The organism is Achromobacter sp. ACRQX (genome assembly GCF_022346505.1).
GTDB classification, from domain to species: domain Bacteria; phylum Pseudomonadota; class Gammaproteobacteria; order Burkholderiales; family Burkholderiaceae_B; genus Achromobacter; species Achromobacter animicus.
The window spans coordinates 161,193-185,647 of the sequence record NZ_JAKRML010000008.1 but is presented as its reverse complement, the minus strand read 5'-3'; the positions used below and the strand labels follow the sequence as shown (position 1 = coordinate 185,647).

Below are 24,455 nucleotides of genomic sequence, written 5' to 3'. Positions count from 1 at the left end.
AGTTATCGGTTCAGCGCCATGGAAAAGACGAGCTTGTCGATGTCGACCTGGCCCGTGAAGACGGATTCGGCCGGGCCGGTCATGCGGAGTTGTTCGCCGTTCCAGGCGACGGTCAGCACGCCGCCGAGCGCTTGTACGCGCACGGGCGAATCAAGCAGGCCGCGGCGGATGCCGGCCGCGACGGCGGCGCAGGCGCCCGTGCCGCAGGCCAGCGTTTCGCCGACACCGCGCTCGAAGACGCGCAGGCGGATGTTGTTGCGGTCGACGACCTGCATGAAGCCGGCGTTGACGCGGCGCGCAAAGCGCGGATGGGTTTCGATCAGCGGACCCAGCACGGCGACGGGCGCGGTGTCGACGTTGTCGACGACCTGCACGGCGTGCGGATTGCTGATGGCCACGGCCGACAGGGCGACCGTGCGGGGAAATCCGGCGGGGGCGTCGAGGTCCAGTTCCCAGAGGGTGTCCTGGCCCTGCGTGACGGAAGGCAGGCCGGCAGTGTCGAAGGGCAGCGCGGCCGGATCGAAGCGGGTGCTGCCCATTTCCACGGTGACCTGCTCGTCGTCGCCTTCGTCCAGGACGAGGATGCCGGTGGCGATCTCGGCGCGAAGCGGATTGCGGTCGGACAGGCCTTGCTCGTGCACGAAGCGCACGAAGCAGCGGGCGCCATTGCCGCAGTGTTCGACCTCGGATCCGTCGGAATTGAAAATGCGGTAGCGGAAGTCGGCGTCCGGCCGCGTGGCGCGTTCGACCAGCAGGATCTGATCGGCGCCGACGCCGAAGTGGCGGTCGCCGAGGGCGCGCGCGCGTTCGGGCGTCATCTCGATGGTCTGGCGGACCCCGTCGAGCACAACGAAATCGTTGCCCGCGCCGTGCATTTTGGTGAAGTTCCAGTTCATCTGCGGATTATCCCCCATTCTCGCGGTGCGGCGAGTGCGCGCCGCGGTTCAGTACAGCTTGGCTTCGCCTTCGGGGCGTGTCTTGAAGCGGCGGTGCACCCAGTAATACTGGCTGGGGCAGCGGCGCACCCAGGATTCGAGTTCGCGGTTCAGGCGGGCGGTGGCCGCTTCCAGCGTGTCGTCGCCCGGAAAGTCGTCAAGTGGCGGCAGCACGTCGACATGGTACTTGCCGGTGTCAGGATTCCAGAACCCCACGATAGGCAGGACGGCGGCGTTCCATTTCTGGGCGAGCTGCGCCGTGGCGAGCAGCGTGGCGGCGGGCACACCGAAAAACGGCACGAAGACCGAGCCCTGCCGGCCGAAGTCCATGTCGGGCAGGTAGTAGACCGGGCGCGGGGCGCGCAGGTGCCGGATCAGGTCGCGCACGCCGTCCTTGCGGCTGACCAGGAATACTTCATTGAAGCGCGCGCGCCCGGCGGCCACGACGGCGTCGATGTGCGGATCGCTTTGCGGCGTATACATGGTGGCCGCGCTGGGCACTTCCATGGTCAGGCGGGTGGCGGCGGCGTCCAGCGCGATGAAGTGGGGCGCAAGCAGGATGACCGAGCGGCCCTCGGCCGTCAGCGCGTTGATGCGGTCGGCGCCGGTCTGCGTGACCATCTCTTTGATGGCCTCGGGCGTGCCGTACCACAGCACGCCGCGGTCGACGATGGATTGCGCCAGCGCGCGGAAGTGATCGGCCACCCACTGCTCTCGCACGGCCTCGGGCTGGTCGGGAAAGCTCAGTTCAAGATTGCGGCGGACGATGCGCGCGCGCGACTTGGCCAGCCGCGGCGCCAGCCAGCCCAACACCGCGCCGATGCGCAGGCGCGTCGACGGCTTGATGCGGCCGAACCATTTCAGCAGGGTAACCAGCGTGCGCGTTTTTCTGTCGTTCATGGATGTGGATGGAGACCGGACGGCGGGATGAGCCAGGGTTCAAGCGGTCGGGGGCGCCGGTTCAGCGTCGGGCGCCGGGGTGGCGCCGCGCGGAGTCTTGTAGCGGTTGTAGCTCCAGAGGTACTGGTCGGGGCAGCGGCGGATCAGCGTTTCCATCGCGGCGTTGATGAGGGCGGCCTGGGCCTCGGGCTCGGCGGGCAGCGGCTCGGGCACGCGCACGTAGTGGATGCGCCAGCCTCGGCCCTTGGGCAGGCGTTCGCCGGCCGTGAGGATGATGGGGACGTTGGTCTGCGATGCAAGCTTGCCGGGCAGCGTCATGGTGTAGGCCAGGCGCCCGAAGAACGGCACCCACACGCCGTCGCCCACGCTGGGCGCCTGGTCGGGCAGCATGCCGACGGATTCGCCGCGGCGCAGCGCGCGCACGAACTCCCGCACGCCCTGCATGTTGGCGGGCACCGCATTGACGGCCGAGCTGTTGCGCGCCGTTTCCAGCAAGGGCGCCAGCGCTTCCTTGCGCGGGGGGCGGAACATCACCGTCATGGGCATCTGGCGGGCCAGGTAGCGCGCGGTGATCTCAAAGCAGCCCAGGTGCGGCGTCAGGAACAGGATGCCGCGGTTCTCGGCGCGGGCGGCGGCGACCACGTCGTCATCGTCGGAGACCACCTGCGCCAGGCTTTCCTGGTTGCGGAACCAGACGCGGGGATTCTCGAGAATCATTGCGCCGGCTTCAGCCGCCGCGCGCCGGGCGAACGCCGCGCCGGGGTAGCCCGCCTGCGCCGCATTGGCCTGCAGGCGCCGCCGGTACTTGCCCGGCAAGGCGTAGATGGCGCGTCCCGCGAACCGTCCGATCGCATGCGCGACGGGGAGCGGCAGGGCGGCAAAAAGTCGGAACAGAGGCAGCAACATGCGTCAAAAGGTTGAAATCGGGCAGGGTAATACTGCTGATCGAGGCATATGGATACACCCCGGCAACAAGCATAAGAACGGCATTTTCGCTTAAAATGCGCCCAGTCGCCGAGTTAACCGACAACTTGCGGGGCGACGGCAAGGGTACTGCGCTTCGCGCAGCCTGCGCCAAATCCGCTAAAGCGTCGCGCCCAGTTGGCATTGCATTGCAGACCGGGGTGCAACGCGCCTCGAGAACCTATGCGCCGGCAAGACCGGACAATAAGGACGCATCTGTGGCCAACAACGATTTTCTCTTCACTTCCGAATCCGTCTCCGAAGGGCACCCCGACAAGGTTGCCGATCAGATCTCCGATTCGATCCTCGACGCCATCTTCACGCAAGACCCCAACGCGCGTGTTGCAGCCGAAACGCTGTGCAACACCGGTCTCGTCGTGCTGGCTGGCGAAATCACCACCACCGCCAACGTCGACTACATCCAGGTCGCGCGCGACACGATCCGCCGCATCGGCTACGACAACACCGAATACGGCATCGACTACAAGGGTTGCGCGGTGCTCGTCGCCTACGACAAGCAGTCGCCCGACATCGCGCAGGGCGTGGACCGCAGCTCGGAAGACTACCTGAACCAGGGCGCCGGCGACCAAGGCTTGATGTTCGGCTACGCCTGCGACGAAACTCCCGACCTGATGCCTGCCCCGATCTGGTACGCGCACCGCCTGGTGCAGCGCCAGAGCGAACTGCGCAAGGACGGCCGCCTGGGCTGGCTGCGTCCGGACGCCAAGTCGCAGGTCACGTTCCGCTACGTCGACGGCCGTCCCGCCGAAGTCGACACCGTGGTGCTGTCGACCCAGCACGCGCCGGAAGTCTCGCAAGAGACCATCCGCGAAGCGGTCATCGAAGACATCATCAAGCCCAGCTTCCCCGAAGGCCTGATCACGCCCAAGACCAAGTTCCTGGTCAACCCGACCGGCCGCTTCGTCATCGGCGGCCCGCAAGGCGATTGCGGCCTGACCGGCCGCAAGATCATCGTCGACACCTACGGCGGCGCTTGCCCGCACGGCGGCGGCGCGTTCTCGGGCAAGGATCCGTCCAAGGTCGACCGTTCGGCCGCCTACGCCGCCCGCTACGTGGCCAAGAACATCGTGGCCGCCGGTCTGGCGCGCCAGTGCCAGGTGCAGGTCAGCTACGCCATCGGCGTGGCCGAACCCATCAACATCACCGTCTACACGGAAGGCACCGGCGTCATCCCCGACGACCAGATCGCCAAGCTGGTGCGCGAGCACTTCGACCTGCGTCCGAAGGGCATCGTGAACATGCTGGACCTGCTGCGCCCGATCTACACCAAGACCGCCGCCTACGGCCACTTCGGCCGCTCCGAGCCGGAATTCTCGTGGGAAGCCACGGACAAGGTCCAGGAACTGAAGAAGTCCGCCTGACGCGATCCAGGATCCGCGATGCGGATAACGAAAAGCGCCCGATCGGGCGCTTTTTTGTTTTATGCCGCCGATGAGCGGCGTTCTTGATTCACGGCGCGCGCCGGCCGGGCCGGGCTTCTGCCGTGACTGCGCGCGGCGTCAAAGCCCCCAGGCGGACAGATCCGGATGCAGCGGCGTTGGAGACAGCACCGTTTCCAGCGCCGCTGCGCAGTCCAGCAGCGCGGCGTCACCGCCTGCGGGCGCCAGCAGTTGCACGGCGCACGGCATGCCGTCCATGTCCAGGCCCGCCGGCAGTGCAATGGCCGCCGCGCCCAGGAAGTTGGCCGGGCGCAGCAGCTTGCCCAGGCCGGCGTGGCGCGTGTCCTGCGCGTCCAGCGCCTGGGCGGCCTGATCGCTGGCGGGCATGAGCAGGGCGTCAACGCCCCGCATGGCGGTTTCGAAAGCCGCCATGTCGGCCTGGCGGCGCAGCAGCGCGGCCTCGTAGCTGGCCTGCGTGATCCGACCGCCAGCGGCGATGCGCGCGCGCACCACGTCCCACAACGGTTGCGAGGCGTCTTCGGCCAAAGCGCCGAAATAGCGGAAGGCTTCGTACGCCAGCACCAGCGAGTTGTCTTCCGCCATGCGCGCAAACGACAGCGAGGCGGGCGGGTGCCAGGCGGTGGGCGTAAAGCCAGCCTCTGCCAGGCGTCCCTGCGCCGCGTGCCAGGTTTGCAGCGCCTCATCGGTCAGCGGGGCCGGCCAGGCCTGCGGCGCCAGTACGGCGACGGCGCCCGGCTGGCGCGCGGCGGCATGACGCAGGCTGGTGAAGCGGGCGGCCGGCAGCGCCAGCGTGGCGCCGTCATCGACGTCCGGGGCGGCCAGCAGTTGGGTCAGGAGACGGGCGTCGCCGACGCTGCGCGCAATCGGGCCCAGCACGTCCAGCGTGTCGGACAGCGGCAGGCAGCCCGCGCGGCTGATAAGGCCGGAGGACGGCTTGTAGCCGACCACGCCATTCAACGCCGCCGGCGCGCGCACCGAGCCGCCGGTGTCGCCACCCAGCGCCAGCGGCGCCAGACCGGCCGCGACCGCCACGCCCGCGCCGCTGGACGAGCCACCCGGCGCGCGCGCCACCGTTGCGTCCCACGGATTGCGGGCGGTGCCCTGCGTCGGGTTCTGTCCCGACAGCCCGAACGCGAACTCCGTCATGCGCGTCTTGCCCAGGATCACCATGCCTTGCGCCGCCAGCCCGCGCGTTGCCGCGGCGGTTTCCGTGCTGACGACGCCGGCGCGCGCCTGCGAGCCGCCGGTGCACGGCGTGCCTTCCCACTGCACGCTGTCCTTCACCGCGACCGGCACGCCATGCAGCGGGCCCAGCGTGATGCCGGCGTCCAGCAAACGGTCTGCAGCCTCAGCCTGCGCCAGCGCGCGCTCGGCCGTGACCACGCTGTAGGCGGCCAGTGCGGCGCCGCGCTCGATGCGGTCGAGGAAATGCAGGGTAAGGTCGCGCGACCGGAGCTTGCGCTCGCGGATGGCGCGGGCAAGCTGGCGGGCGTCCTGGAAATGCAGAGTGGTGTCTTGGGCGGGCATGTGTCTCGTCGAAATGGAAAAAGCCTTCCGGTCCTCGGCGGGACCGGAAAGCGATCTGATCGGGATGGCTGAGGGGGGATGGCCTACCGGGGCTGGTCTATTTCAGGACCTGGCCTTTCGTCTCAGGCATGCGGATGAAGGTGATCAGCGTGATCACGGCGCCCGCCAGCACGTAATAGAAGAACCAGCGCTCCATGCCCTTGCTTTGCAGCCAGGTCAGCAGGTAGGGCGTGGTGCCGCCCAGCAGCGCGACGACCAGGTTGTACGGCGTGCCGATGCCGACGGCGCGCACGCTGGTGGGAAACTGCTCGGACATGATGGCCGGGGCGATCGCGGTGTACATCGCGTAGAGCACCAAACCGAACAGTTCGACGGCCAGGATCGAACCGAATGACGGCCCGAGCGTGGTCATGACCGGATAGAAGAAGATCAGGTAGCCGGCGGCAAAGAAAATGAGCTGCGGCTTGCGGCCGATGCGGTCGGACAGCATGCCGAACAGCGGCTGCACCAGCATGAATACGATCAGCGCGACGGTGTTGGCCGCAAACGCGGTCTTGGGGTCGGCGCCGACCTGCCGGATGGCGTAGGTGGGCACGTAGGCCACGAAGATGTAGAACGCGAACGTGGTCAGCACCGAGAAGCCCACGATGCGCAGCACCTCGCGCGGATGGTCGCGCAGCAGCGTGCGCAGCGGCTGCTTTTCGATGCCGGCCTTCTTGACGTGCGAGAAGGCTTCGGTTTCCGGGATGGCACGGCGGATCCACATGCCGGCCAGGCCGCCCAGCGCGCCCAAGAGGAACGGGATGCGCCAGCCCCACTCGGCCATGTCGGCCTTGGTGAGAACGGTGGTCAGGATCCAGCCCACGGCCGAGGCGGCCAGGATGCCGACCGCGGCGCTGAAGAAGACGAAGCTGGAATAGAAGCCGCGCTTGTTCGGCGGCGCCATTTCCGCCAGGAAGGTCGTGGCCGAGGCATACTCTCCGCCCAGCGACAGGCCTTGCAGCAGGCGCGCGGCGGTCAGCAGCAGCGGCGCAGCGATGCCGATGGTGGCGTAGGTCGGCGTGATGGCGATGATGAGCGAGCCGCCCGCCATCATCAGGATCGTCAGGCCCAGCGCGGCCTTGCGGCCGTAGCGGTCGGAGAAGATGCCGAGCACCCATCCGCCCACCGGACGCATGAAGAAGCCCACCGCGAAGATGCCGAACGTCGCAAGCAGGGCAGTGGTTTCGTTGCCGGGCGGGAAGAACTGGCTGGAAAAGAAAATGGCGAACGACGCGTAGATGGTCCAATCGAACCATTCCACCGCATTGCCTACACTACCGGCCAGAATCGTGCGGCCGCGCGAAACGGGCGGGGCGCTTGCGCCTTGCGCCGCGCGCAAGGTTGCGGATGTGCTGCTCATGACGTCCTCAAATTTTGTTTTGTTTTTTTGGTCAAATAGACCAGTAAATTTTGTGTTTTTATCAATGCGCGAACGTTAGATTAATGGATATGGTCACGTCAAGTAAGGGTAATTCCCTAAGCGCTGCGTTGGACGACACGGATCTCGCGTGCCTCGTCGCGCTGCAGGCGCAGCCTCGCGCGTCCTGGCGCGAGCTGGGCGCGGCGACCGGCATCGCCGAGCGAACCGTCGCGCGGCGCATCAAGCGCCTGATGGACGCGGACGCGCTGCGCGTCATCGCGGAACCGGACCCGCTGGCCACCGGCCGCGGCGTGGTGCTGCACGCCTGGGTGCGCTGCCGGTCTGGCCGGGTGCCGGAGGTGGCCGACCAACTCGCGAAGCTGGACATCAGCCAGCTCGTGGTGACGCTCGCCGGTTCCGCCGATCTGATGGCCGAGCTGACGCTGGCCGACGCGGCCGATATGCCGGACGTAGTGACCCACGTGCTGCCGTCCATCGACGGGGTGGAGCACGTGGAGGCGCGGCTGGTGCTTCGGCCGTTCCGGCGCGCGGGTCAGTGGCGCATTCAACCGGCGTCTGAAGGCGATGCGGACGCGCCGCTGCTGTCCCCGCCAGCCGCGCTGACCGATCCCGAACAGCGCATGGTGTCGCACCTGATGCGCGATGGCCGCGCCAGCCTGGCGGAGCTGGCCGAACGATCCGGCGTCAGCGAGCCCACCGCGCATCGTCTGCTGCAAAACCTGGTGGAGCGCCGCGCGCTGAGCTTTCGCGTGGAAGTCGAGCCGGCGCTGGTCGGCTTTCCGGTGGAAGCGGTGATCTCGGTGCAGGTGCGTCCGCAAACGGTAGACGCGCTGGCCGCGCATCTGGCGCTGGACCCCAATACCCGCTGCCTGTTCGGCACCAGCGGCGCGTCGCAGCTTTTCTGGCACGTGCTGTGCCGCGACAGCCTGCATCTGTGGGAGGTGGTGACGCGGCGGCTGGGTGAGCTGGACGGCGTGCTGAACAGCGAAGTCGGCGTGGTGATGCGCGCGCACAAGCGTTGCGGCATCGTGCGCGCGGGCGCGCGGCTGGGGGCGGACGCCGCGTGATGTTCACGGGGGGCCGCCTTCGGCCCTTCCGGCCCTTCAGACCCTTCAGACCCTTCAGACCCTTTAGACCCTTTCGGCGGCCACATTTCCAGGCGGCCGCCCAGGTTCTCCGGGTCCGCTACGCCCCGAGATACGCGCGCGCCAGCGCGCCGTCCTTGGCAATGTCTTCCGCGGCGCCATGCGCGGCGACCCGGCCGGATTCCAGCACGTATGCGCGGTCGGCCAGCGACAGCGCCAGCGCCGCCATCTGGTCCACCAGCAGGATGGTCATCGACTCCTTGCGCAGCCGGTCCAGCGCATCGAACAGCTCGTCGATGATCTTGGGAGCCAGGCCCAGCGACGGCTCGTCCAGCAGCAGTATCACGGGCTTGGCCATCAGGCCGCGCGCGATCGCCAGCATCTGTTGTTCACCGCCCGACAGCAACCCCGCGCGCTGGTGCAGCCGTTCGCGCAGCCGCGGAAAGCGCGTCAGCATTTCCTCGACGCGCGCCTCGCGGTCCTGCGGATGCAGGAAGGCGCCCAGGCGGATGTTGTCCAGCACGCTCAGTCCGGGAAACACCTGACGTCCTTCCGGCACCAGCACCAGGCCGCGCGCCACGATGCGATCAGCGGCCAGACCGTGCAGCTCCTGACCCTGCAGGTGCATGCCGCCCTGCGCGGGCCGGTGCAACCCGGCGAGCGTGCGCATCAGCGTGGACTTGCCCGCGCCGTTCGCGCCCAGCAGCGCCACCATCTCGCCTTGCCTGACCTGCAGGTCGATGCCGTGCAGCACGGGATTGGCGCCGTAGCCGGTCGTGAGGTTGCCCACACCCAGCACCTCGGGCGGCAGCGCCTCGCCCGATGGCCTGCGCCGCGCGGCGGGCGCCCGGCGCGCGGCCTCGTCGCCCAGATAGGCCTGCCGCACTTCAGGCGATTGCTGGATCGCGGCGACGCTGCCTTGCGCCAGTTCGCGTCCGGCGTCGATCGCCACGATGTGGTCGGACACGCCCATCACCAGCGTCATGTCGTGCTCGACCAGCAGCACGCCCGCGCCCGCCTCGGCAATGCGCCGCAGCAGCCCGGCAAGCCGCGTCTTGTCCTCGCGCGACAGGCCCGCTGCGGGCTCGTCCATCAGCAGCACGTCGGCATCGGTGGCAAGCGCGCGCGCAATCTCCACCAGCCGCCGGTCCACGTGCGGCAGGTCGGCAGCGGGAATGTCCAGCGCGCCTTCGTAACCGCAGAACGCGAGCAGGGCGCGCGCGCGTTCGCGCACGTCGGGCGCCAGGTAGCGGCGCGACGCCAGCAGCCCGCCCAACCGTCCGCGCAGCATGCCCAGCGCGACGTTGTCTTCGACGCTCAGCGTGTCGAAGAGCTGCGAGGTCTGGTAGGTGCGTGCAATGCCGCTGCGCGCCACGCGATGCGCGGGCAGCGCGGCCAGCGGGGCATCGCCCAGCGCCACGCGGCCGCTTGTCGGCTGGTAATAGCCGCTCAGCATGTTGATGACGGTGGACTTGCCCGCGCCGTTGGGGCCGATCAGCGCCGTCACCGCACCGGGCGGCACCGTGAACGACACGGCTTGCACGGCGCGTACGCCGCCGAAGGTCATCGTGAGCGCGTCGGCCTGCAGCGTGCGGCGCGCACGCGCGGTCGCAGGCAACGCGCCGTGGCGCGGCGCAAGCCCTTGCGTCTGCGCGCGCCGCCGCCAGCGCGCCAGCAGCCCGGCGGCGCCTTCGGGCGCGGCCCACAGCACCACCAGCAGGAAGGCGCCGAAGAACAGCAGGCGGTATTCCTCCAGGCTGGACAGCACTTCGGGCAGCAGGCCCACCACCACCGCGCCCAGCAGCGGCCCGGCCAGCGAGCCCGCGCCGCCGATGGTCACCGCCAGCACGAACAGGATGGACTGCATGAAGTTGAAATTGTGCGGCGTGATCATGCCCGTGAGCGGTGCATACAGCCCGCCCGCCAGGCCGACCACCGCGGCCGACACCATGAAGGCCACCGCTTTGACCACCAGCGGATTGATGCCGATGGATTCGCTGGCTGTCTCGCTGTCCTTGACCGCGCGCATGGCCGCGCCCCACGCGCCGCGCGACAGCAGCGCATAGCCGATCAGCGCGGCAAACACCGCCACGATGGCAAGCATGGCCACGCCGCGGTCGCCGCCCAGGCTGCCGATAGCGGGCTGCACAATGCCCATCAGGCCGTTCTGCCCGCCCGTGACCGAGCCGCCCTCGATCAGCGCGTGTTCCACGATGAAGCCGAAGGCGATGGTGATCATCGCCAGATACGGGCCTTTCACGCGCAGCGCGGGCACGGCGAGCAGCAGGCCGAACGCGCCACACACCAGCGCGGCGGCCGGCCACGCCAGCCAGAAGCTCCATTCGGCCTGGCCGGTCAGGATCGCGACGGTGTACGCGCCGATGGCGTAAAAGCCCGCGTGGCCGAACGACATCTGGCCGGTCAGACCCAGCAGCACGTTCAGGCCGATGCCGGCCAGCGCCAGCAGCGCCACATTGCCCAGCACGAAAACGTAATAGCCGTTGACGGTGGCGGCCAGCATCAGCGCCGCCGCGGCCAGCAGGGCATACAGCGCCGGCGGCAGCCAGCGCATTGCGGATTGCTTGTTCATCAGACCTTCCTCACATCGGCGCGCCCGAACAGGCCATTGGGCAGCACGGCCAACATGACGATCACCAGCGTGAAGCTGATGATCTGTGTATACCCGGAGCCCAGCGCCACGGTGATCAGCGCTTCGACCACGCCGAACAGCAGGCCCGCGATCATCACGCCCCACGCGCTCGTGATGCCGCCCAGGATGGCGACCACATAGGCCTTCAAACCGAACAGCGTGCCCATGTCCGCCTGCACGTTAAAGAGCGGCGCGACCAGCGCGCCGGCCACGCCCGCGAACAGCGTGGACACCGCGAAGGCGGCCATGATGGCGTGGCGCACGGGGATGCCCATCAGCCGCGCGGCGTTCGGGTTCTGCACCACGGCCAGCAGCGCCACGCCCCAGCGCGTGCGGCGCGACAAGGTGTGCAGTGCAGCCGCCAGCGCCAGACCCACCACCGGGATCAGCAGTTGCAGCGGATAGATGCCCAGGCCCAGCCCGCCGATCTCCAGCGGCGATTGCGCCAGCGGAGAGGGCAGGCTGCGCGGCTCCTTGCCGAACGTGAACATGACCACGTTGTCCAGCACGATGCCCAGTGCCACCGTGGACATGAGCCACGCATTGGAGCCGCGGCTGGCAAACGGCCGCACCGCCAGCCGCTCCACGACCAGGCCGTACAGCGCGCAGAGCGCCAGCGCAAACAGCAGCGCCACGGCCAGCGGCCAGCCCAGCGTCTGGGCGAACGTGTAGGTCAGCACGGCGCCCAGCATCATGGAACTGCCCTGGGCGAAGTTCACTGTGCCGGACACGGCATAGGTCAGGTAAAAGCCCAGGGCCATCAGCCCATACATGCTTCCCAGTCCCAGGCCGCTGACGATGGCGGACATCAACAACATGCGCGTCTCCCGCGGCGTCCGGCCGCTTTACTGCACGCCCTTGACGGGCAGGATGCGGTTGTCGATGAACTGCGTCCACACGTAGTCGTCCTCACGCAGCGCATCGTGCGAGGCCGGCGTGAAGGGCTGCTCATACGTCTTGATCAGGCCTTCGTACTTGCCGATCTTGTAGAAGCCCTGGCGCACCGCGTCGCCATCGGTCGAGCCGGCCTGCGCGATGGCCAGCGCGGCAAGCTGCATGCCGTCGTACGCGTTGGCCACGCCCACGGCCGGCGTGATGTCCTGCGGACCCTTGATGTCGGAATACTTGGTCTTGAGCGCCTGCATCACCTTGTCGCCCACCGGGCCCTGCTTGCCGAAGAAGCTGTAGGTCTGCACGAAGTGCACGTTCTTGGCGTTGGGACCGGCCAGTTCCGTGAAGCGGCCGCCGGCCGGGCCCCAGTGCGACACGATCGGCACCTTCCAACCCATACGGTCCAGCGACTTCACCACCTGCGCGGACGGACCGACGTTGCCGACCAGGAACAGCGCGTCGGCGCCGGCGGCCTTCAGGCGGCTCAGTTGCGGCACGATGTCCAGATCGTTGGGCTGGAATTTTTCGACGCCGGCGGGCGTAATCTTGGCGGTCGCCAGCGCGGCGTTCAGGCCTTTCTCGTTGGATTCGCCCCAGGGGTTGTTCACCAGGATCATGCCGGGCTTGGCGCTTTGGAACGTCTTCTGCGCGTACTGGACCATCGCGCTGTCGACGATCTCGTCCATCGCCGACACGCGGAACACGAAGTTGGGATTGCCCTTGTTCTGCGTGATGGCGGTGCCTGCGGCCCACGGCCCCATGAACGGCACCTTCTCCTGGTTCACGATGGGAACGATGGCCATCGAGACCGGCGTGTCCAGGCCGCCGAACAGCACGGCGATCTTTTCCTTGTAGATCAGCTCGCGCGCGGCGGCCATGCCCTTGGCAGGATTGCCTTCGTCGTCGCGGCGCACCAGCACGACCTGGCGGCCGTCCAACAAGCCGCCGCGCGCGTTGATCTCGTCAATGGCGATGGTGATGCCGCGCGTCAGCGCTTCGCCGGCGCGCGCCGACTCGCCGGACAGCGCGGTGATCAGACCGATCTTGATCGGGTCCGCTGCCAGCGCCGGCTGCGAGGCAAGGCCCGCGGCGAAAAGCGCGGCGGCGGCCGCGTGGCGCATGAAGGAACGACGGGTCGGGGTCATCGGGACACTCCTGAAAAAGTGGAATGAATCTTGCATGGGGTTAAGTGCTGCTTCGTTCCCTTATGCAAGATCCATGCCACCTGATCCGCGTTCATTGCTGCATGCCGCTTTCGCCCCGCCGCCGCTGGGCGCGGGCAGTGCAGGCGGGATATGTGCACACCGATGTCAGGATTTTGTCGCCAAAACCGCAGCGATTTTGTTCACAATCATGCTTCAGGATTTGCACCAAAATGAATCCATCCTCGCTTCCAAGCACTAAACCGGGGCGCGAAGGCAACGCCGCCTGGACGCCGCAACCGCTGGCCTGCCACGGCCGCTTCCCGTACCGCGCCATCGCGGGCCGCGCCGACTATTCGTGGCCGAACGGCGCGCGCCTGGCCGTGTACCTGGGCTTCAACATCGAGCACTTCGCGTTCGGGGAAGGACTGGGCGCGGAACTTGGCCCGGCGTCGCCCCATCCGGACGTCCTGAACTACGCCTGGCGCGAATACGGCAACCGCGTGGGCGCGTGGCGCTGCCTGGAACTCTTCGACGAGCTGCGCCTGCCTGCCGGCGTGCTGATCAACACCGCGCTGTATGAGCATTGCCCCGATCTGGTGGATGCTTTCCTGGCGCGCGGCGACGAGCTCATCGGACACGGCTACAGCAACGCGCACCGGCAGGGCGGATTGCCCGAGGACGAGGAACGCGCGCTGCTCGCGCACTGCCGCGATCGCATCCTGCGGCACGCGGGCAGCGAGCCGGCGGGCTGGCTGTCGCCGTGGATTTCGGAAAGCCACGCCACGCCCGACCTGCTGGCCGAGGCGGGCTACCGCTACACCCTGAATTGGTGCCACGACGACCAGCCCATGCGTATGCGCACCCGCGCGGGCGACCTATGGGCCATTCCGTATCCGCAGGAGCTCAACGACATTCCGATGATCATGGGCCGCAAGATGGATGCGCGCGATTTTGCCGATATGATCCTTGACCAGTTCGAGGAGATGCGCGCGCAGGCGGTGCGTCAGCCGCTGGTCATGGGCATTGCGCTGCATCCCTACATCGTCGGCCAGCCTTACCGGTTGCGTCACCTGCGGCGCGCGCTGGCGCCACTGGCCGCCGCCCGTGACCGCGGCGAGATCTGGTTCACCACGCCAGGCGAGATCTGCCGGCATGTGGACGGCTTGCCGCCGGGTGTGATCGTTTAGGAGCCGCAGTGCCAAGTCCAACCCAATCCCGCCGCGCCGCCGCCGCGCGGTCCAAGCCCCCTAAGCCCGCCGCGGACGATGACGTCCTGCCCGACGCCGACATGGAACGCCGCATCTGCGAGGCGGTCTACGAAAGCGTGATGAGCCAGCGCCTGACGCCTGGCACCAAGCTGCCCGAGGCCGCGATCTGCGAGCTGTTCGGCGTATCGCGATCGGTGGCGCGCAAGGCGTTGCAGCGGCTGGCGCACGAGCACGTCGTGGACCTGCACCACAACCGCGGCGCGGTGGTGGCAGAACCCACGCCCGAGGACACCCGCCAGATCTTCCAGGCGCGCCGCGCGCTGGAGGCGGCCTTGCTGCCGTTAGCCGCGGCCCGCGCCACGCGCGCCGACTACGCCTCGCTGCGCAAGCAGTTGCGTGACGAGCATGCGCTGCTGCACCGCGCCGGGCAACCGGCCTGGGCACGGCAGGCCAGCGCGTTTCACGTGCGGCTGGGCGAACTGTCCGGCAACACCATCCTGCACGGCTACCTGGCCGAGCTGGTCTCGCGCTGCTCGCTCATCGTGGCGCTGTACGAGCCGCCCGGCAACGCCGCCTGCGAACATGGCGAGCACGTGCTGATCGTGGACATGATGGAGCGCGGCGACGTAGCCGAAGCCGTGCGGACCAACGACAACCACCTGGCGGACCTGGAGCGGCGCATCAGCCTTGAGCGCCCGCAGCCCGCGCAAACCCTTGCCCAGATGCTGGGACTGGCCTGACATGGAAATCGACTTCGACGCTATCACCGAATATCAGCGCTACAAGCTGATGGCCAGCCTGATCGTGCCCCGTCCGATCGCGCTAATCACGACGCTGTCCGAGACCGGCGTGGTCAACGCCGCGCCGTTCAGCATGTTCAACATGCTGGGCGAGGACCCGCCCATCGTGATGGTCAGCATCAACCGCCTGGAAGACGGCGGGCTGAAGGACACCGCGGTCAACATCGCGCGCGACCGCGAGTTCGTCGTTCACCTGACCGACGAAGCCATGGCCGAAAAGATGCACCGCTGCGGCGACCGCCTGCCCTCCGATGTCAGCGAACTGGCGCACGCGGGCCTGGACGCCGCGCCCAGCCACCGCGTCGCGCCGCCGCGCATCGTGCAGGCGCCCGTCGCGTTCGAATGCACGTTGTTCGAGACCATGGAGACCGCCAGCCGCCAGATCTTCATCGGCCAGGTGCGCTGGCTGCATGCGCGCGATGGCTTGATCGACACGGAGACGTGGCGCGTGCGCCTGCAGGATTACTTTCCGGTGGGCCGGTTTGGCGCCAGCTTTTACGTGCGGACGCGAGACCGCTACGCCATCGACGCGGAAAAGAACGCGCCGGCCAGCACGGCCATCGACGAGATCTGAGGCCTCACCACACGGCGGTGTCGGAGCCGGGCGCCCGCAGGCGGCGCGCAAAGCGTCGCGACAGGAAGTCCACGAACGCCAGCGTCTTGGCCGGCAGGTTCAGGCGTTCCGGGTACAGCGCGTGAATATCCGCGGGCGGCGTGCGCCAGTCGGTCAGCACTTCTTGCAACCGGCCCGCGCGCAGGTGCGCCGCCGTTTCCCATTCGGACCGCATGACGATGCCGTGGCCGTCCAGCGCCCATTCCAGCGCGCTCTGGCCGTCGTTCGAACTGACCGGGCCGCGCACCTTCACTGTTTCCGCGCGCGCGCCGGATTCCAGCCGCCAGGTGCCGTAGGCCACGTCGTTCTCGCGCACGACGATGCAGCGGTGGCGCTGCAGGTCGCCGGGGGCGCGCGGCTCGCCATGAATCTCCAGGTAGCGCGGCGATGCGCACAGCAGGCGCCGGTTTGAGGCAATCCTGCGCGCCGTCAGCCGCGCGTCCGGCAGGTCGCCGAAGCGCACCGCCACGTCAAAGCCTTCCTCGATCAGGTTTAGCGGCCTGTCGGTCAGGCGCATCTGCACTTCCACGTCGGGAAACTGCCTGCAGAAATCAGAAACGGCGGGCACGATGTGCGCGCGTCCAAAGCCGAACGTCGCGTTCAGGCGCAGCAGGCCCTGCGGTTGGGCGCGGGCACTGGATACCGACCGTTCCAGCGCCTGCAGATCGGCCAGGATGCGCGCGCCTTCGGCCAGGTACAGCTCGCCTTCCTGCGTGACGCTGACACGTCGCGTGGTGCGGTTCAGCAGACGCACGCCCAGCCGCTGCTCCAGCTTGGCCAGCCGGGTGCTGATCGCGGGCGGCGTCAGCCCCAGTTCCCGCGCCGTGGCCGACAGGTTGCCGTGCTTGACCACCAGCGAAAAGAAAGCGAGATCGGAGAGCGCGTCCATGGCGATTTATAAAATGTATTTAATAAAGATTTATAAATTCAACGAATTATAAGAACGAAACCGGCCTATACACTGGGGTTTACCGATATAGAGCCGCGCCACGCGGCCACACGAGGAGACCCGAAATGAAGATAGCCAGATTGGCCGGCGCATTGTGCGCGGCGGTTGCCGCATCCTGTTGGGCCCATGGCGCTGCGGCCAGCAATGCCTTTCCTGAACGCGCGGTGACGCTGATCGTGCCGTTCGCGCCGGGCGGCAGCGTGGATATCGCGGCCCGCCTGATCGCCGACGCGTGGGCAAAGGAACTGGGACAGAGCGTGATCGTCGAAAACCGCGCCGGGGCGTCCGGCAACATCGGCATGTCGGCTGTGGCGCGCGCAGAACCGAACGGCTACACGCTGGGCATCAACACCATGTCGCTGGCGATCAATCCGGCGCTTTTCAAGAACATGCCATTCGACACCGCGAAGGATCTGCGCTCGGTGGGAACGGTGGGCACGTCCCAGCACGTGCTGACGGTCACCAATTCGTTGCCCGTCGCGTCGGTGAGCGAGTTGCTGACGTACGTGCGCGCGCGTCCCGCGAACGAACTGAGCTTTGGCTCGGCCGGCACCGGCAGCACGTTCCACATGGCCGCGGAGCTCTTCAAGTCCGTGTCCAAGACGCAGATCATGCACGTGCCGTACAAGGGCGGCGGCCCGGCCATGCTCGACACGATCAGCGGCCAGGTGCAGATGAGCTTTCCGGTGCTGTCCGCCGCCAAGCCGCAGGTCGACGGCAAGAAGCTGCGCGCGCTCGGGGTGACCGGCACAAAGCGCTCGCCGCTGCTGCCCGACGTGCCGACCATCGCCGAGTCTGGTCTGCCTGGCTATGAATTCAACACCTGGTTCGTCGTCAGCGCGCCGGCCGGCACGCCGCAGGCGGTGATCGACACGCTGAACGCGAAGCTGGGGCAGGCGTTGAAAACGGACGCGCTGACGCAACGCATGCAGCGGGAGGGGTTTGAACCGCTGATCACCACGCCGGACAAGACCGACGCGATGGTGGCTGCCGAAATGACGCGCTGGTCCGGCATCGTCAAGGAAGCCGGCATCGAGGCGAACTGAACGCGCAGGATGCACCCGCAATAGCCGGCGGCAATACCGCCGGCCGCAATACCCGCCCGCGCGCACCGCGGGCGCCTCTTTCAAGCAAGGAAGCACAGACATGCCCGGCATGACGCTTTACGACAAACTGGTGGCTAGCCATGAGGTGGCCCGGATCGACGCGGAGCACGTGCTGCTTTACGTCGACCTGCACATCATGAACGAGTACACCAGTCCGCAGGCCTTCAGCGGCCTGGCCGCGCGGGGCCGCGACGTATTGCGCCCGGGCCAGCAGATGGCGGTGGTGGACCACATCATCCCCACGCATCCTGTGCCTTCCGCGCTGCGCGTAATTGCGGACGATGCGTCGTCGCGGCAGGCGCTGAACCTGAAGCGCAATTGCGATACGCAGCGCATCGCGCTCTTTGACACGACCGATCCGCTGCAAGGCATCGAGCACGTCATCGCGCCGGAACACGGCATGATCCTGCCCGGCATGGTGGTGCTGTGCGGCGACAGCCACACCACCACGTACGGCGCGTTGGGCGCGCTGGGCTTTGGCATCGGCACCAGCGAGGTCGAGCACATTCTGGCTACGCAGACGCTGGTGTACCGCGTGGCGCGCAACATGCGGATCCGCATCGACGGCGCGCTGCCGGCGCATGTGTCGGCCAAGGATCTGGTGATCTACATCGTGCATCGCATCGGCGCGCAGGGCGCGCGCGGTCATGCCGTGGAGTTCTGCGGCGAGGCGGTGGCTGCGCTGTCGGCCGAAGCGCGCATGACCCTGTGCAACATGACGGTCGAAGCCGGCGCGCGCGCCGCGCTGATCGCGCCGGACGCCGTCACCGACGCCTACGTCACGGCGCACGCGCCGCAGCTGCGCGGCGCCATGCTGGACGACGCGCGCGCCTGGTGGGCCACGCTGCGCTCGGACGACGACGCGCGCTTCGATGTGGAACACGCGTTCGACGCGGGCCGCATCGCGCCGTTTGTGACGTGGGGAACGAGCCCCGATCAGGCAATGCCGGTCGATGGCGCCGTGCCGGATCCGCGGGACGAGCCCGACGCGCTGGCCCGGCTGGCGCTGGAAAAAGCCATGGACTACATCGGCCTGGCCGCGGGCGCGCCCATCGCGGGCGTGCCGATCGACCGCGTCTTCATCGGTTCCTGTACCAACGGCCGCATCGAAGACCTGCGTGTCGTGGCCGATCTGGCGCGCGGCAAAAAGGTGGCGGCGGGGGTGCGGGCGATGGTGGTGCCCGGTTCTGGCGCAGTGCGCGCGCAGGCTGAAGCCGAAGGGCTGGCCGCCGACCTGATCGCGGCCGGCTTCGAATGGCGCCAGCCCGGCTGCTCGATGTGCCTGGCCATGAACGACGACGTGCTGCGCCCCGGTGAGCGCTGCGCGTCCACCACGAACCGCAATTTCGAGGGACGCCAGGGGCGGGCAGGGCGCACGCACCTGATGAGTCCCGCAATGGCCGCAGCGGCTGCGCTGGCGGGCCGTATCGTCGACGTGCGCACCTGGGGAGACGCCAAATGAATGCCATGACCGAAGGCGTGGCCGCGCCGCTGCCGTATTCCAATCTGGACACCGACCAGATCATGCCCAAGCAGTTCCTGCGCATCATCGACAAGGCCGGGTTGGACAAGGGCCTGCTGTACGACCTGCGCTTTGACGAAGCGGGCGCGCCGCGTCCGGACTGCGTGCTGAACCAGCCTGCGTACGCGGGCGCCAGCATCTTGGTGGCAGGTCCCAATTTTGGCTGCGGTTCCAGCCGCGAGCACGCCGTCTGGGGCTTGCAGCAGTTCGGCATCCGGGCGGTGATCGCGTCCAGCTTCGGCGAAATCTTCTACTTCAACGCGCTCAACAACGGCCTCCTCCTGGTGACGTTGCCACCGGCCGAGGTCGACGCCTTGCTCTCGAAGGTGTCCAATACGGCGGCGGTCGGCGCAAACCGCGTCAGCATCGACGTGATGGCCGGGCAGGTGCGCGCGGCCGACGGCTGGACCGCACACTTTGACCTGCCGGCGCGGCATCGGCACATGTTCGCGCAAGGACAGGACATGGTGGGTGCAACGCTGCAGCAACTGCCCGAGGTCGAGCGTTTTGAAGCCCGCCATTGGGCGCGCTTTCCGTGGATGAAGGACGTGGCGCGTCAGGTGCGCGACCGGCTGGACGCCGCCTAGCGCGTGACGTGCGCGACAACAAAAGGAGATGACGCAGATGACCGCCTTTTTCGACCTGCCGGTGCGGCGCTTTCGGGCCAACGGCGTGGAGATCGCCGCGCGCATCGGCGGCTCGGGTCCGCCCCTCTTGCTGTTGCACGGCCATCCGCAGACCCACGCCATCTGGCACCGCGTCTGGCCCGAACTGACGCGTCATCGGACCTGCGTGGCTGCCGACCTGCGCGGCTATGGCGACAGCGAGAAGCCCGCTGCCAGTGCCGATCACGCCGCGCATTCGAAGCGCACCATGGCGGCAGACATGGTGGCGCTGATGCGCGGTCTGGGCCATGACCATTTCGAGATCCTGGCGCATGACCGCGGCGCGCGCGTCGCGCACCGGCTGGCGCTGGACCACCCCGAGGCCGTCTCGCGCATGATGCTGCTGGACATCGCGCCCACGCTGGATATGTATGAAGGCACGACGCGCGCCTTTGCGCAGGCCTATTTCCACTGGTTCTGGCTGATCCAGCCGGCGCCGGCGCCGGAAACGATGATCGAGCACGATCCCGTCTTCTATCTGCGGTCCGTGATGGGCGGTCGGCCGGGCGGACTGGCGCATTTTTCGGCTGAGGCCATGGCCGAATACGAACGCGCCGCGCGCCAACCCGGCTGGGCAACCGGCATTTGCGAAGACTACCGCGCGTCCGCCACGATCGACCTGGACCACGACAAGGCCGGCCGCGCGGCGGGCGAGCGCCTGCGCATGCCGGTGCGCGCGATGTGGGGCGAGCGCGGCGCCGTGGGCCGAAACTTCGATGTGCTGGCCCTGTGGCGCGCGGTGGCCGACGACGTGACCGGTGGCCCGCTGCCCGGCGCGCACTATCTGGCCGAGGAAACGCCGGACGCGGTGCTGGCCGAAGCCAGGAGTTTCTTCGGCTGGCGATGAAGGGGCGGGGGCGCACCGCCTGTCAATCAAGCCTCGGCAGGCGATAGGGCTATCCAATAAGGGACGCACCCCTGGTGTTAACCTTCGGCCCATGAATCGTTACTTCGCCGATCTTTCCGAATTGCCCGACGCCGAGGACGCCCAGCGCGCCTTCAAAGCGTCGGATTCACCCTGCGTGGCGGTGTGCTCCACGCTGTTCGACGACATCTGCCGGGGCTGCGGCCGCACCGCCATGGAAGTCGCCAACTGGGTGTTCATGTCGGAAGAAGAAAAGCGCGAAGTCTGGATCCGCATCAAATCGCAAGGGTATCCGCGGCGCAACAACTGACGCGCTGCGCACAGACGCGCCGCCGCGCCTGGGCATGACCGCGCCGCCCTCCACATTGAAGCCACGTTAAAGACGCGAAGCCGCGCGCTTGCGTCCCCGTCTTGGGCTTGTCACATGGCGCAGGCTGAATAGCGCCATTGCCCACTTCCGGCTCCATCATGCGCATCGTTCTCGTCACGGATGCCTGGCATCCGCAAGTCAACGGCGTCGTCCGCACCTGGTCGACCATGCGGCAGATCCTCAGCGACTGGGGCCACGAGCTGATCGTGGTCAGCCCCGAGGGCAGCCGAACCATCCCCGCGCCCTCCGAACCCGATCTGCGGCTGTGCCTGCAACCCGGCCGGCAACTGCGCCGCATCCTGGGCGACACCATCCCCGACGCGCTGCACATCGCCACGGAAGGGCCGCTGGGTCTGGCCGCCCGGCGCATGGCGATGCGGCGGGGATGGCGCTTCACCACGTCGTTCCACACCATGTTTCCGGACTACCTGCAGGCGCGCATGGGCATTCCTGCCGCGCTGCCGTGGCGCTACCTGCGCTGGTTCCACCGGCCGTCGCAATGCGTGCTGGTACCCACGCCCACGGTGCGCGACATCCTGGTGCGACGGGGCCTGACGAATCTGCGCGTCTGGTCGCGCGGGGTCGATCCGCGCAAGTTCCAGCCCTCGGCCAGCCAGGCGTTCCAGGACCTGCCCCGGCCGGTCTGGCTGAGCGTGGGCCGCGTGGCCAAGGAAAAGAACCTGGATGCCTTCCTGTCCCTGGATCTGCCGGGCAGCAAGGTGGTGGTGGGCGCAGGACCTGACGAGGCCCGCCTGAAGAAGCGTTTTCCGGACGCGGTCTTCCTGGGCATGCAGCAGGACGGTGCGCTGCCCGGCTTTTACGCGGCGGCCGACGTGTTCGTATTTCCCAGCCTGACCGACACCTTCGGGCTGGTGATGCTGGAGGCCATGGCCTGCGGCACGCCGGTGGCGGCCTTTCGCAGCGAGGCGCCGCTTGCTGTGGTCGAGGAGGGCGTGACGGGCCGGCTGGACGACGATCTGAAGCGGGCCTGTCTGGCCGCGCTGCCGCTGCACCGGGACGCGGTGCGCGCGCGGGCGCTGACCCGCAGCTGGGATTCGGTCGCTTCGGACCTGCTGGACGCACTGGTGCCGCTGACCCAGGGTGATTCGCGTGGGGCAGCCACCGACTGGGCGACCACCACCTGAAACACACGCGCCGCGCGGATTTGCTAGCCGCGCGGCGCGCCAACCTTGTACAATGCCCGGCAATCCTGAGGAGCGTTGCGACGACCCTGCGGTCCCCCATGTGTCTTACCCATGCGGACCCCGGCTCGCCAGGCTCAGGAATCCTTGTTCAAGCGCCGCGCCCCGCGCGTCGCTACAGCAACGGCGCTCACCTTTGTCGCGTATGGCGGGAAAGGCGAGCACTCGACTGTCGTGGTGTATTCGCGTTGTCCGGCCATCTCGTGCGCCGTTCGTATTTCACGTGGAGCCTACACACCATGAACGCTGTGACTGATAAATCCTTTTCCGACTACCTCGTCGCCGACATGTCGCTGGCCGGCTGGGGCCGCCGCGAACTGGCCATCGCCGAAACCGAAATGCCCGGCCTGATGGCCATCCGCGAGGAATTCGCCGCATCGCAGCCGCTCAAGGGCGCGCGCATCGCCGGCAGCCTGCACATGACCATCCAGACCGGCGTGCTGATCGAAACGCTGGTGGCGCTGGGCGCCGAAGTGCGCTGGGCTTCGTGCAACATCTTCTCCACGCAGGACCACGCCGCCGCCGCCATCGCCGCGTCCGGCACCCCGGTCTTCGCCGTCAAGGGCGAGACGCTGGAAGAGTACTGGCAGTACACCCACAAGATCTTCGAATGGCCCAATGGCCAGAACGCCAACATGATCCTCGACGACGGCGGCGACGCCACGTTGATGCTGCATCTGGGCACCAAGGCTGAAAAGGACATCTCGGTGCTGGCCAACCCGGGCAGCGACGAAGAGCGCATCCTGTTCGCCGCCATCAAGGAAACCCTGAAGCGCGATCCCAAGTGGTACTCGACCCGCCTGGCGCTGATCAAGGGCGTGACCGAAGAAACCACCACCGGCGTGCATCGCCTGTACCAGATGTCGCAAAAGGGCGAGCTGGCCTTTGCCGCCATCAACGTCAACGACTCGGTCACCAAGTCCAAGTTCGACAACCTGTACGGCTGCCGCGAATCGCTGGTTGACGGCATCAAGCGCGCCACCGACGTCATGGTCGCCGGCAAGATCGCGGTTGTGGCCGGCTACGGCGACGTGGGCAAGGGCTGCGCCCAGGCGCTGGTCGCGCTGCGCGCGCAAGTGTGGGTTACCGAAATCGACCCGATCTGCGCCCTGCAGGCCGCCATGGAAGGCTTCAAGGTCGTCACGATGGAAGAAGCTGCCGCCCACGGCGACATCTTCGTCACCGCCACCGGCAACTACCATGTGATCACGCGTGAGCACATGAACGCGATGAAGGACCAGGCCATCGTCTGCAACATCGGCCACTTCGACAACGAAATCGACGTCGCTGCCCTGGCCGACTGCCAGTGGGAAGAGATCAAGCCGCAAGTCGACCACGTCATCTTCCCGGACGGCAAGCGCATCATCCTGCTGGCGCAGGGCCGTCTCGTGAACCTGGGCTGCGCCACCGGCCACCCCTCGTTCGTGATGTCGTCCTCGTTCGCCAACCAGACGATCGCCCAGATCGAACTGTTCACGCGCAACGACGCCTACAAGTCCGGCGAAGTCTACGTGCTGCCCAAGCACCTGGACGAGAAGGTCGCCCGCCTGCATCTGAAGAAGCTGGGTGTCAAGCTGACGACCCTGCGCAAGGACCAAGCCGACTACATCAGCGTGCCGGTCGAAGGCCCCTACAAGCCCAACCACTACCGCTATTGATGGATGTAGCACAATAGGAAAATTCCGCGCCATGTCGGCGCGGGTTTTCCGGTCTGCGGGTCACGCCCGTCGCCGCCCGGCGCCGACGGGTCCGCGGAGCGTCAATACAGGAGTTCGAACATGGTGACACTGATACTCGTCTGGATCCTGAACGCAGTGGCCTTGCTGGCCGTTGCCTACCTGCTGCCCGGCATCACGGTGGCCAGTTTCGGTTCGGCGCTGATCGCCGCGCTGGTGCTGGGTCTGGTGAACATGCTGGTCAAGCCGGTCCTGGTGCTGCTGACGCTGCCCATCACGATCGTTACCCTTGGGCTCTTCCTCATCGTCATCAACGCCTTGTTGTTCTGGTTCGTGGGCTCCGTGCTCAAGGGCTTCCAGGTCAACGGGTTCTGGTGGGCCGTGGGCGGCGCCATCCTTTACAGCATCATCTCCGGTCTCCTGACCAAGCTGATCCCGTAGAGGTAGAGGGCCCCCCCGAGCGCTGCGCGCTTCCCCCAGGGGCGTGCCTGCGGACCGGCGGAGCCCGGATCCGCGGCACCCCGCGGGGGCCGCACCTG

Annotated in this window: 22 protein-coding genes and 1 riboswitch; of the genes, 13 read left to right on the top strand and 9 right to left on the bottom strand. The window is 67.6% G+C overall.

Translation table 11 applies throughout. The annotated features are described in order from the left end of the window. Positions 1-2 precede the first annotated feature (2 nt). From dapF to MHZ91_RS10275, 3 genes are read right to left on the bottom strand one after another with little or no spacing between them, the layout of a single operon-like run. Positions 3-914, bottom strand: coding sequence for a diaminopimelate epimerase (gene dapF, locus MHZ91_RS10285; RefSeq protein WP_239213520.1), 912 nt, complete (start codon positions 912-914; stop codon positions 3-5). Positions 915-944: 30 nt separating this feature from the next. Then, positions 945-1,835 carry a lysophospholipid acyltransferase family protein gene (locus MHZ91_RS10280; RefSeq protein WP_175124919.1) on the bottom strand — a complete coding sequence of 297 codons (891 nt, stop codon included), beginning with the start codon at positions 1,833-1,835 and terminating at the stop codon, positions 945-947. Positions 1,836-1,874: 39 nt separating this feature from the next. Then, positions 1,875-2,741, bottom strand: coding sequence for a lysophospholipid acyltransferase family protein (locus MHZ91_RS10275; RefSeq protein WP_175124920.1), 867 nt, complete (start codon positions 2,739-2,741; stop codon positions 1,875-1,877). A 275-nt stretch (positions 2,742-3,016) separates the two neighbouring features. Between MHZ91_RS10275 and metK the strand changes: the two genes are divergently transcribed. Further along, complete coding sequence (gene metK / locus MHZ91_RS10270; protein ID WP_056327270.1) at positions 3,017-4,180, top strand: methionine adenosyltransferase; 1,164 nt, start codon at positions 3,017-3,019, stop codon at positions 4,178-4,180. A 138-nt stretch (positions 4,181-4,318) separates the two neighbouring features. Here metK and MHZ91_RS10265 read toward each other — a convergent pair whose 3' ends face one another. Beyond that, on the bottom strand, positions 4,319-5,746 hold the full coding sequence (locus MHZ91_RS10265; protein ID WP_239213518.1) for an amidase: 1,428 nt from the start codon (positions 5,744-5,746) through the stop codon (positions 4,319-4,321). Between the two features lie 97 nt (positions 5,747-5,843). After that, a complete protein-coding gene (locus MHZ91_RS10260) occupies positions 5,844-7,148 on the bottom strand; it encodes an MFS transporter (RefSeq protein ID WP_239213516.1) in 1,305 nt (434 codons plus the stop codon). A gap of 83 nt (positions 7,149-7,231) precedes the next feature. On the opposite strand from MHZ91_RS10260, the gene MHZ91_RS10255 reads away from it, so the two are divergent. Further along, positions 7,232-8,236, top strand: a complete 1,005-nt coding sequence (locus tag MHZ91_RS10255; RefSeq protein WP_239213514.1) for an Lrp/AsnC family transcriptional regulator — start codon at positions 7,232-7,234, stop codon at positions 8,234-8,236. Positions 8,237-8,354: 118 nt separating this feature from the next. Here MHZ91_RS10255 and MHZ91_RS10250 read toward each other — a convergent pair whose 3' ends face one another. The 3 genes from MHZ91_RS10250 to MHZ91_RS10240 are packed head-to-tail and all read right to left on the bottom strand — an operon-like array spanning position 8,355 to position 12,940. Further along, positions 8,355-10,844, bottom strand: coding sequence for a branched-chain amino acid ABC transporter ATP-binding protein/permease (locus tag MHZ91_RS10250; RefSeq protein WP_239213512.1), 2,490 nt, complete (start codon positions 10,842-10,844; stop codon positions 8,355-8,357). Then, positions 10,844-11,722 (bottom strand): branched-chain amino acid ABC transporter permease, encoded by an 879-nt coding sequence (locus tag MHZ91_RS10245; RefSeq protein WP_175124925.1) that lies wholly within the window; start codon positions 11,720-11,722, stop codon positions 10,844-10,846. The genes MHZ91_RS10250 and MHZ91_RS10245 overlap by 1 nt, the downstream gene beginning before the upstream one ends. Before the next feature lie 27 nt (positions 11,723-11,749). Continuing rightward, complete coding sequence (locus MHZ91_RS10240) at positions 11,750-12,940, bottom strand: ABC transporter substrate-binding protein (RefSeq protein WP_239213511.1); 1,191 nt, start codon at positions 12,938-12,940, stop codon at positions 11,750-11,752. Between the two features lie 230 nt (positions 12,941-13,170). On the opposite strand from MHZ91_RS10240, the gene MHZ91_RS10235 reads away from it, so the two are divergent. Genes MHZ91_RS10235 through MHZ91_RS10225 form a run of 3 tightly spaced genes read left to right on the top strand, consistent with a single transcriptional unit; the run spans position 13,171 to position 15,522 of the window. Next, a complete protein-coding gene (locus tag MHZ91_RS10235) occupies positions 13,171-14,127 on the top strand; it encodes a polysaccharide deacetylase family protein (RefSeq protein WP_175136846.1) in 957 nt (318 codons plus the stop codon). An 8-nt stretch (positions 14,128-14,135) separates the two neighbouring features. Continuing rightward, entirely contained in the window at positions 14,136-14,888 is a 753-nt protein-coding gene (locus tag MHZ91_RS10230; RefSeq protein WP_175136845.1) for a GntR family transcriptional regulator, read from the top strand. A 1-nt stretch (position 14,889) separates the two neighbouring features. Continuing rightward, positions 14,890-15,522 (top strand): flavin reductase family protein, encoded by a 633-nt coding sequence (locus MHZ91_RS10225; protein ID WP_175124929.1) that lies wholly within the window; start codon positions 14,890-14,892, stop codon positions 15,520-15,522. A gap of 4 nt (positions 15,523-15,526) precedes the next feature. Here MHZ91_RS10225 and MHZ91_RS10220 read toward each other — a convergent pair whose 3' ends face one another. Further along, the gene (locus tag MHZ91_RS10220) at positions 15,527-16,450 is read right to left on the bottom strand and encodes a LysR family transcriptional regulator (protein WP_239213510.1); all 924 of its coding nucleotides are present in this window, start codon (positions 16,448-16,450) and stop codon (positions 15,527-15,529) included. A gap of 125 nt (positions 16,451-16,575) precedes the next feature. Here MHZ91_RS10220 and MHZ91_RS10215 point away from each other — a divergent pair, with 125 nt between their 5' ends. From MHZ91_RS10215 to MHZ91_RS10180, 8 genes are all read left to right on the top strand, one after another. Continuing rightward, positions 16,576-17,556 (top strand): tripartite tricarboxylate transporter substrate binding protein, encoded by a 981-nt coding sequence (locus MHZ91_RS10215; RefSeq protein WP_239213509.1) that lies wholly within the window; start codon positions 16,576-16,578, stop codon positions 17,554-17,556. Positions 17,557-17,656: 100 nt separating this feature from the next. Then, on the top strand, positions 17,657-19,078 hold the full coding sequence (gene leuC / locus MHZ91_RS10210; protein WP_175136842.1) for a 3-isopropylmalate dehydratase large subunit: 1,422 nt from the start codon (positions 17,657-17,659) through the stop codon (positions 19,076-19,078). Then, complete coding sequence (gene leuD / locus MHZ91_RS10205) at positions 19,075-19,725, top strand: 3-isopropylmalate dehydratase small subunit (protein WP_239213508.1); 651 nt, start codon at positions 19,075-19,077, stop codon at positions 19,723-19,725. Before leuC ends, leuD begins: the two co-directional genes overlap by 4 nt. 37 nt (positions 19,726-19,762) lie before the next feature. Beyond that, positions 19,763-20,650: an alpha/beta fold hydrolase gene (locus tag MHZ91_RS10200; protein ID WP_239213507.1), complete on the top strand. Its 888-nt coding sequence runs from the start codon at positions 19,763-19,765 to the stop codon at positions 20,648-20,650. Between the two features lie 91 nt (positions 20,651-20,741). Next, positions 20,742-20,978, top strand: coding sequence for a DUF1289 domain-containing protein (locus MHZ91_RS10195; RefSeq protein ID WP_175124935.1), 237 nt, complete (start codon positions 20,742-20,744; stop codon positions 20,976-20,978). Positions 20,979-21,136: 158 nt separating this feature from the next. Then, positions 21,137-22,183 carry a glycosyltransferase family 1 protein gene (locus tag MHZ91_RS10190; RefSeq protein ID WP_239213506.1) on the top strand — a complete coding sequence of 349 codons (1,047 nt, stop codon included), beginning with the start codon at positions 21,137-21,139 and terminating at the stop codon, positions 22,181-22,183. 61 nt (positions 22,184-22,244) lie between these two features. After that, positions 22,245-22,379: riboswitch (S-adenosyl-L-homocysteine riboswitch) on the top strand. A gap of 100 nt (positions 22,380-22,479) precedes the next feature. Continuing rightward, a complete protein-coding gene (ahcY, locus tag MHZ91_RS10185) occupies positions 22,480-23,898 on the top strand; it encodes an adenosylhomocysteinase (RefSeq protein WP_175124937.1) in 1,419 nt (472 codons plus the stop codon). A 123-nt stretch (positions 23,899-24,021) separates the two neighbouring features. Then, a complete protein-coding gene (locus tag MHZ91_RS10180; RefSeq protein WP_056327402.1) occupies positions 24,022-24,357 on the top strand; it encodes a phage holin family protein in 336 nt (111 codons plus the stop codon). The last annotated feature ends 98 nt before the right edge of the window (positions 24,358-24,455 follow it).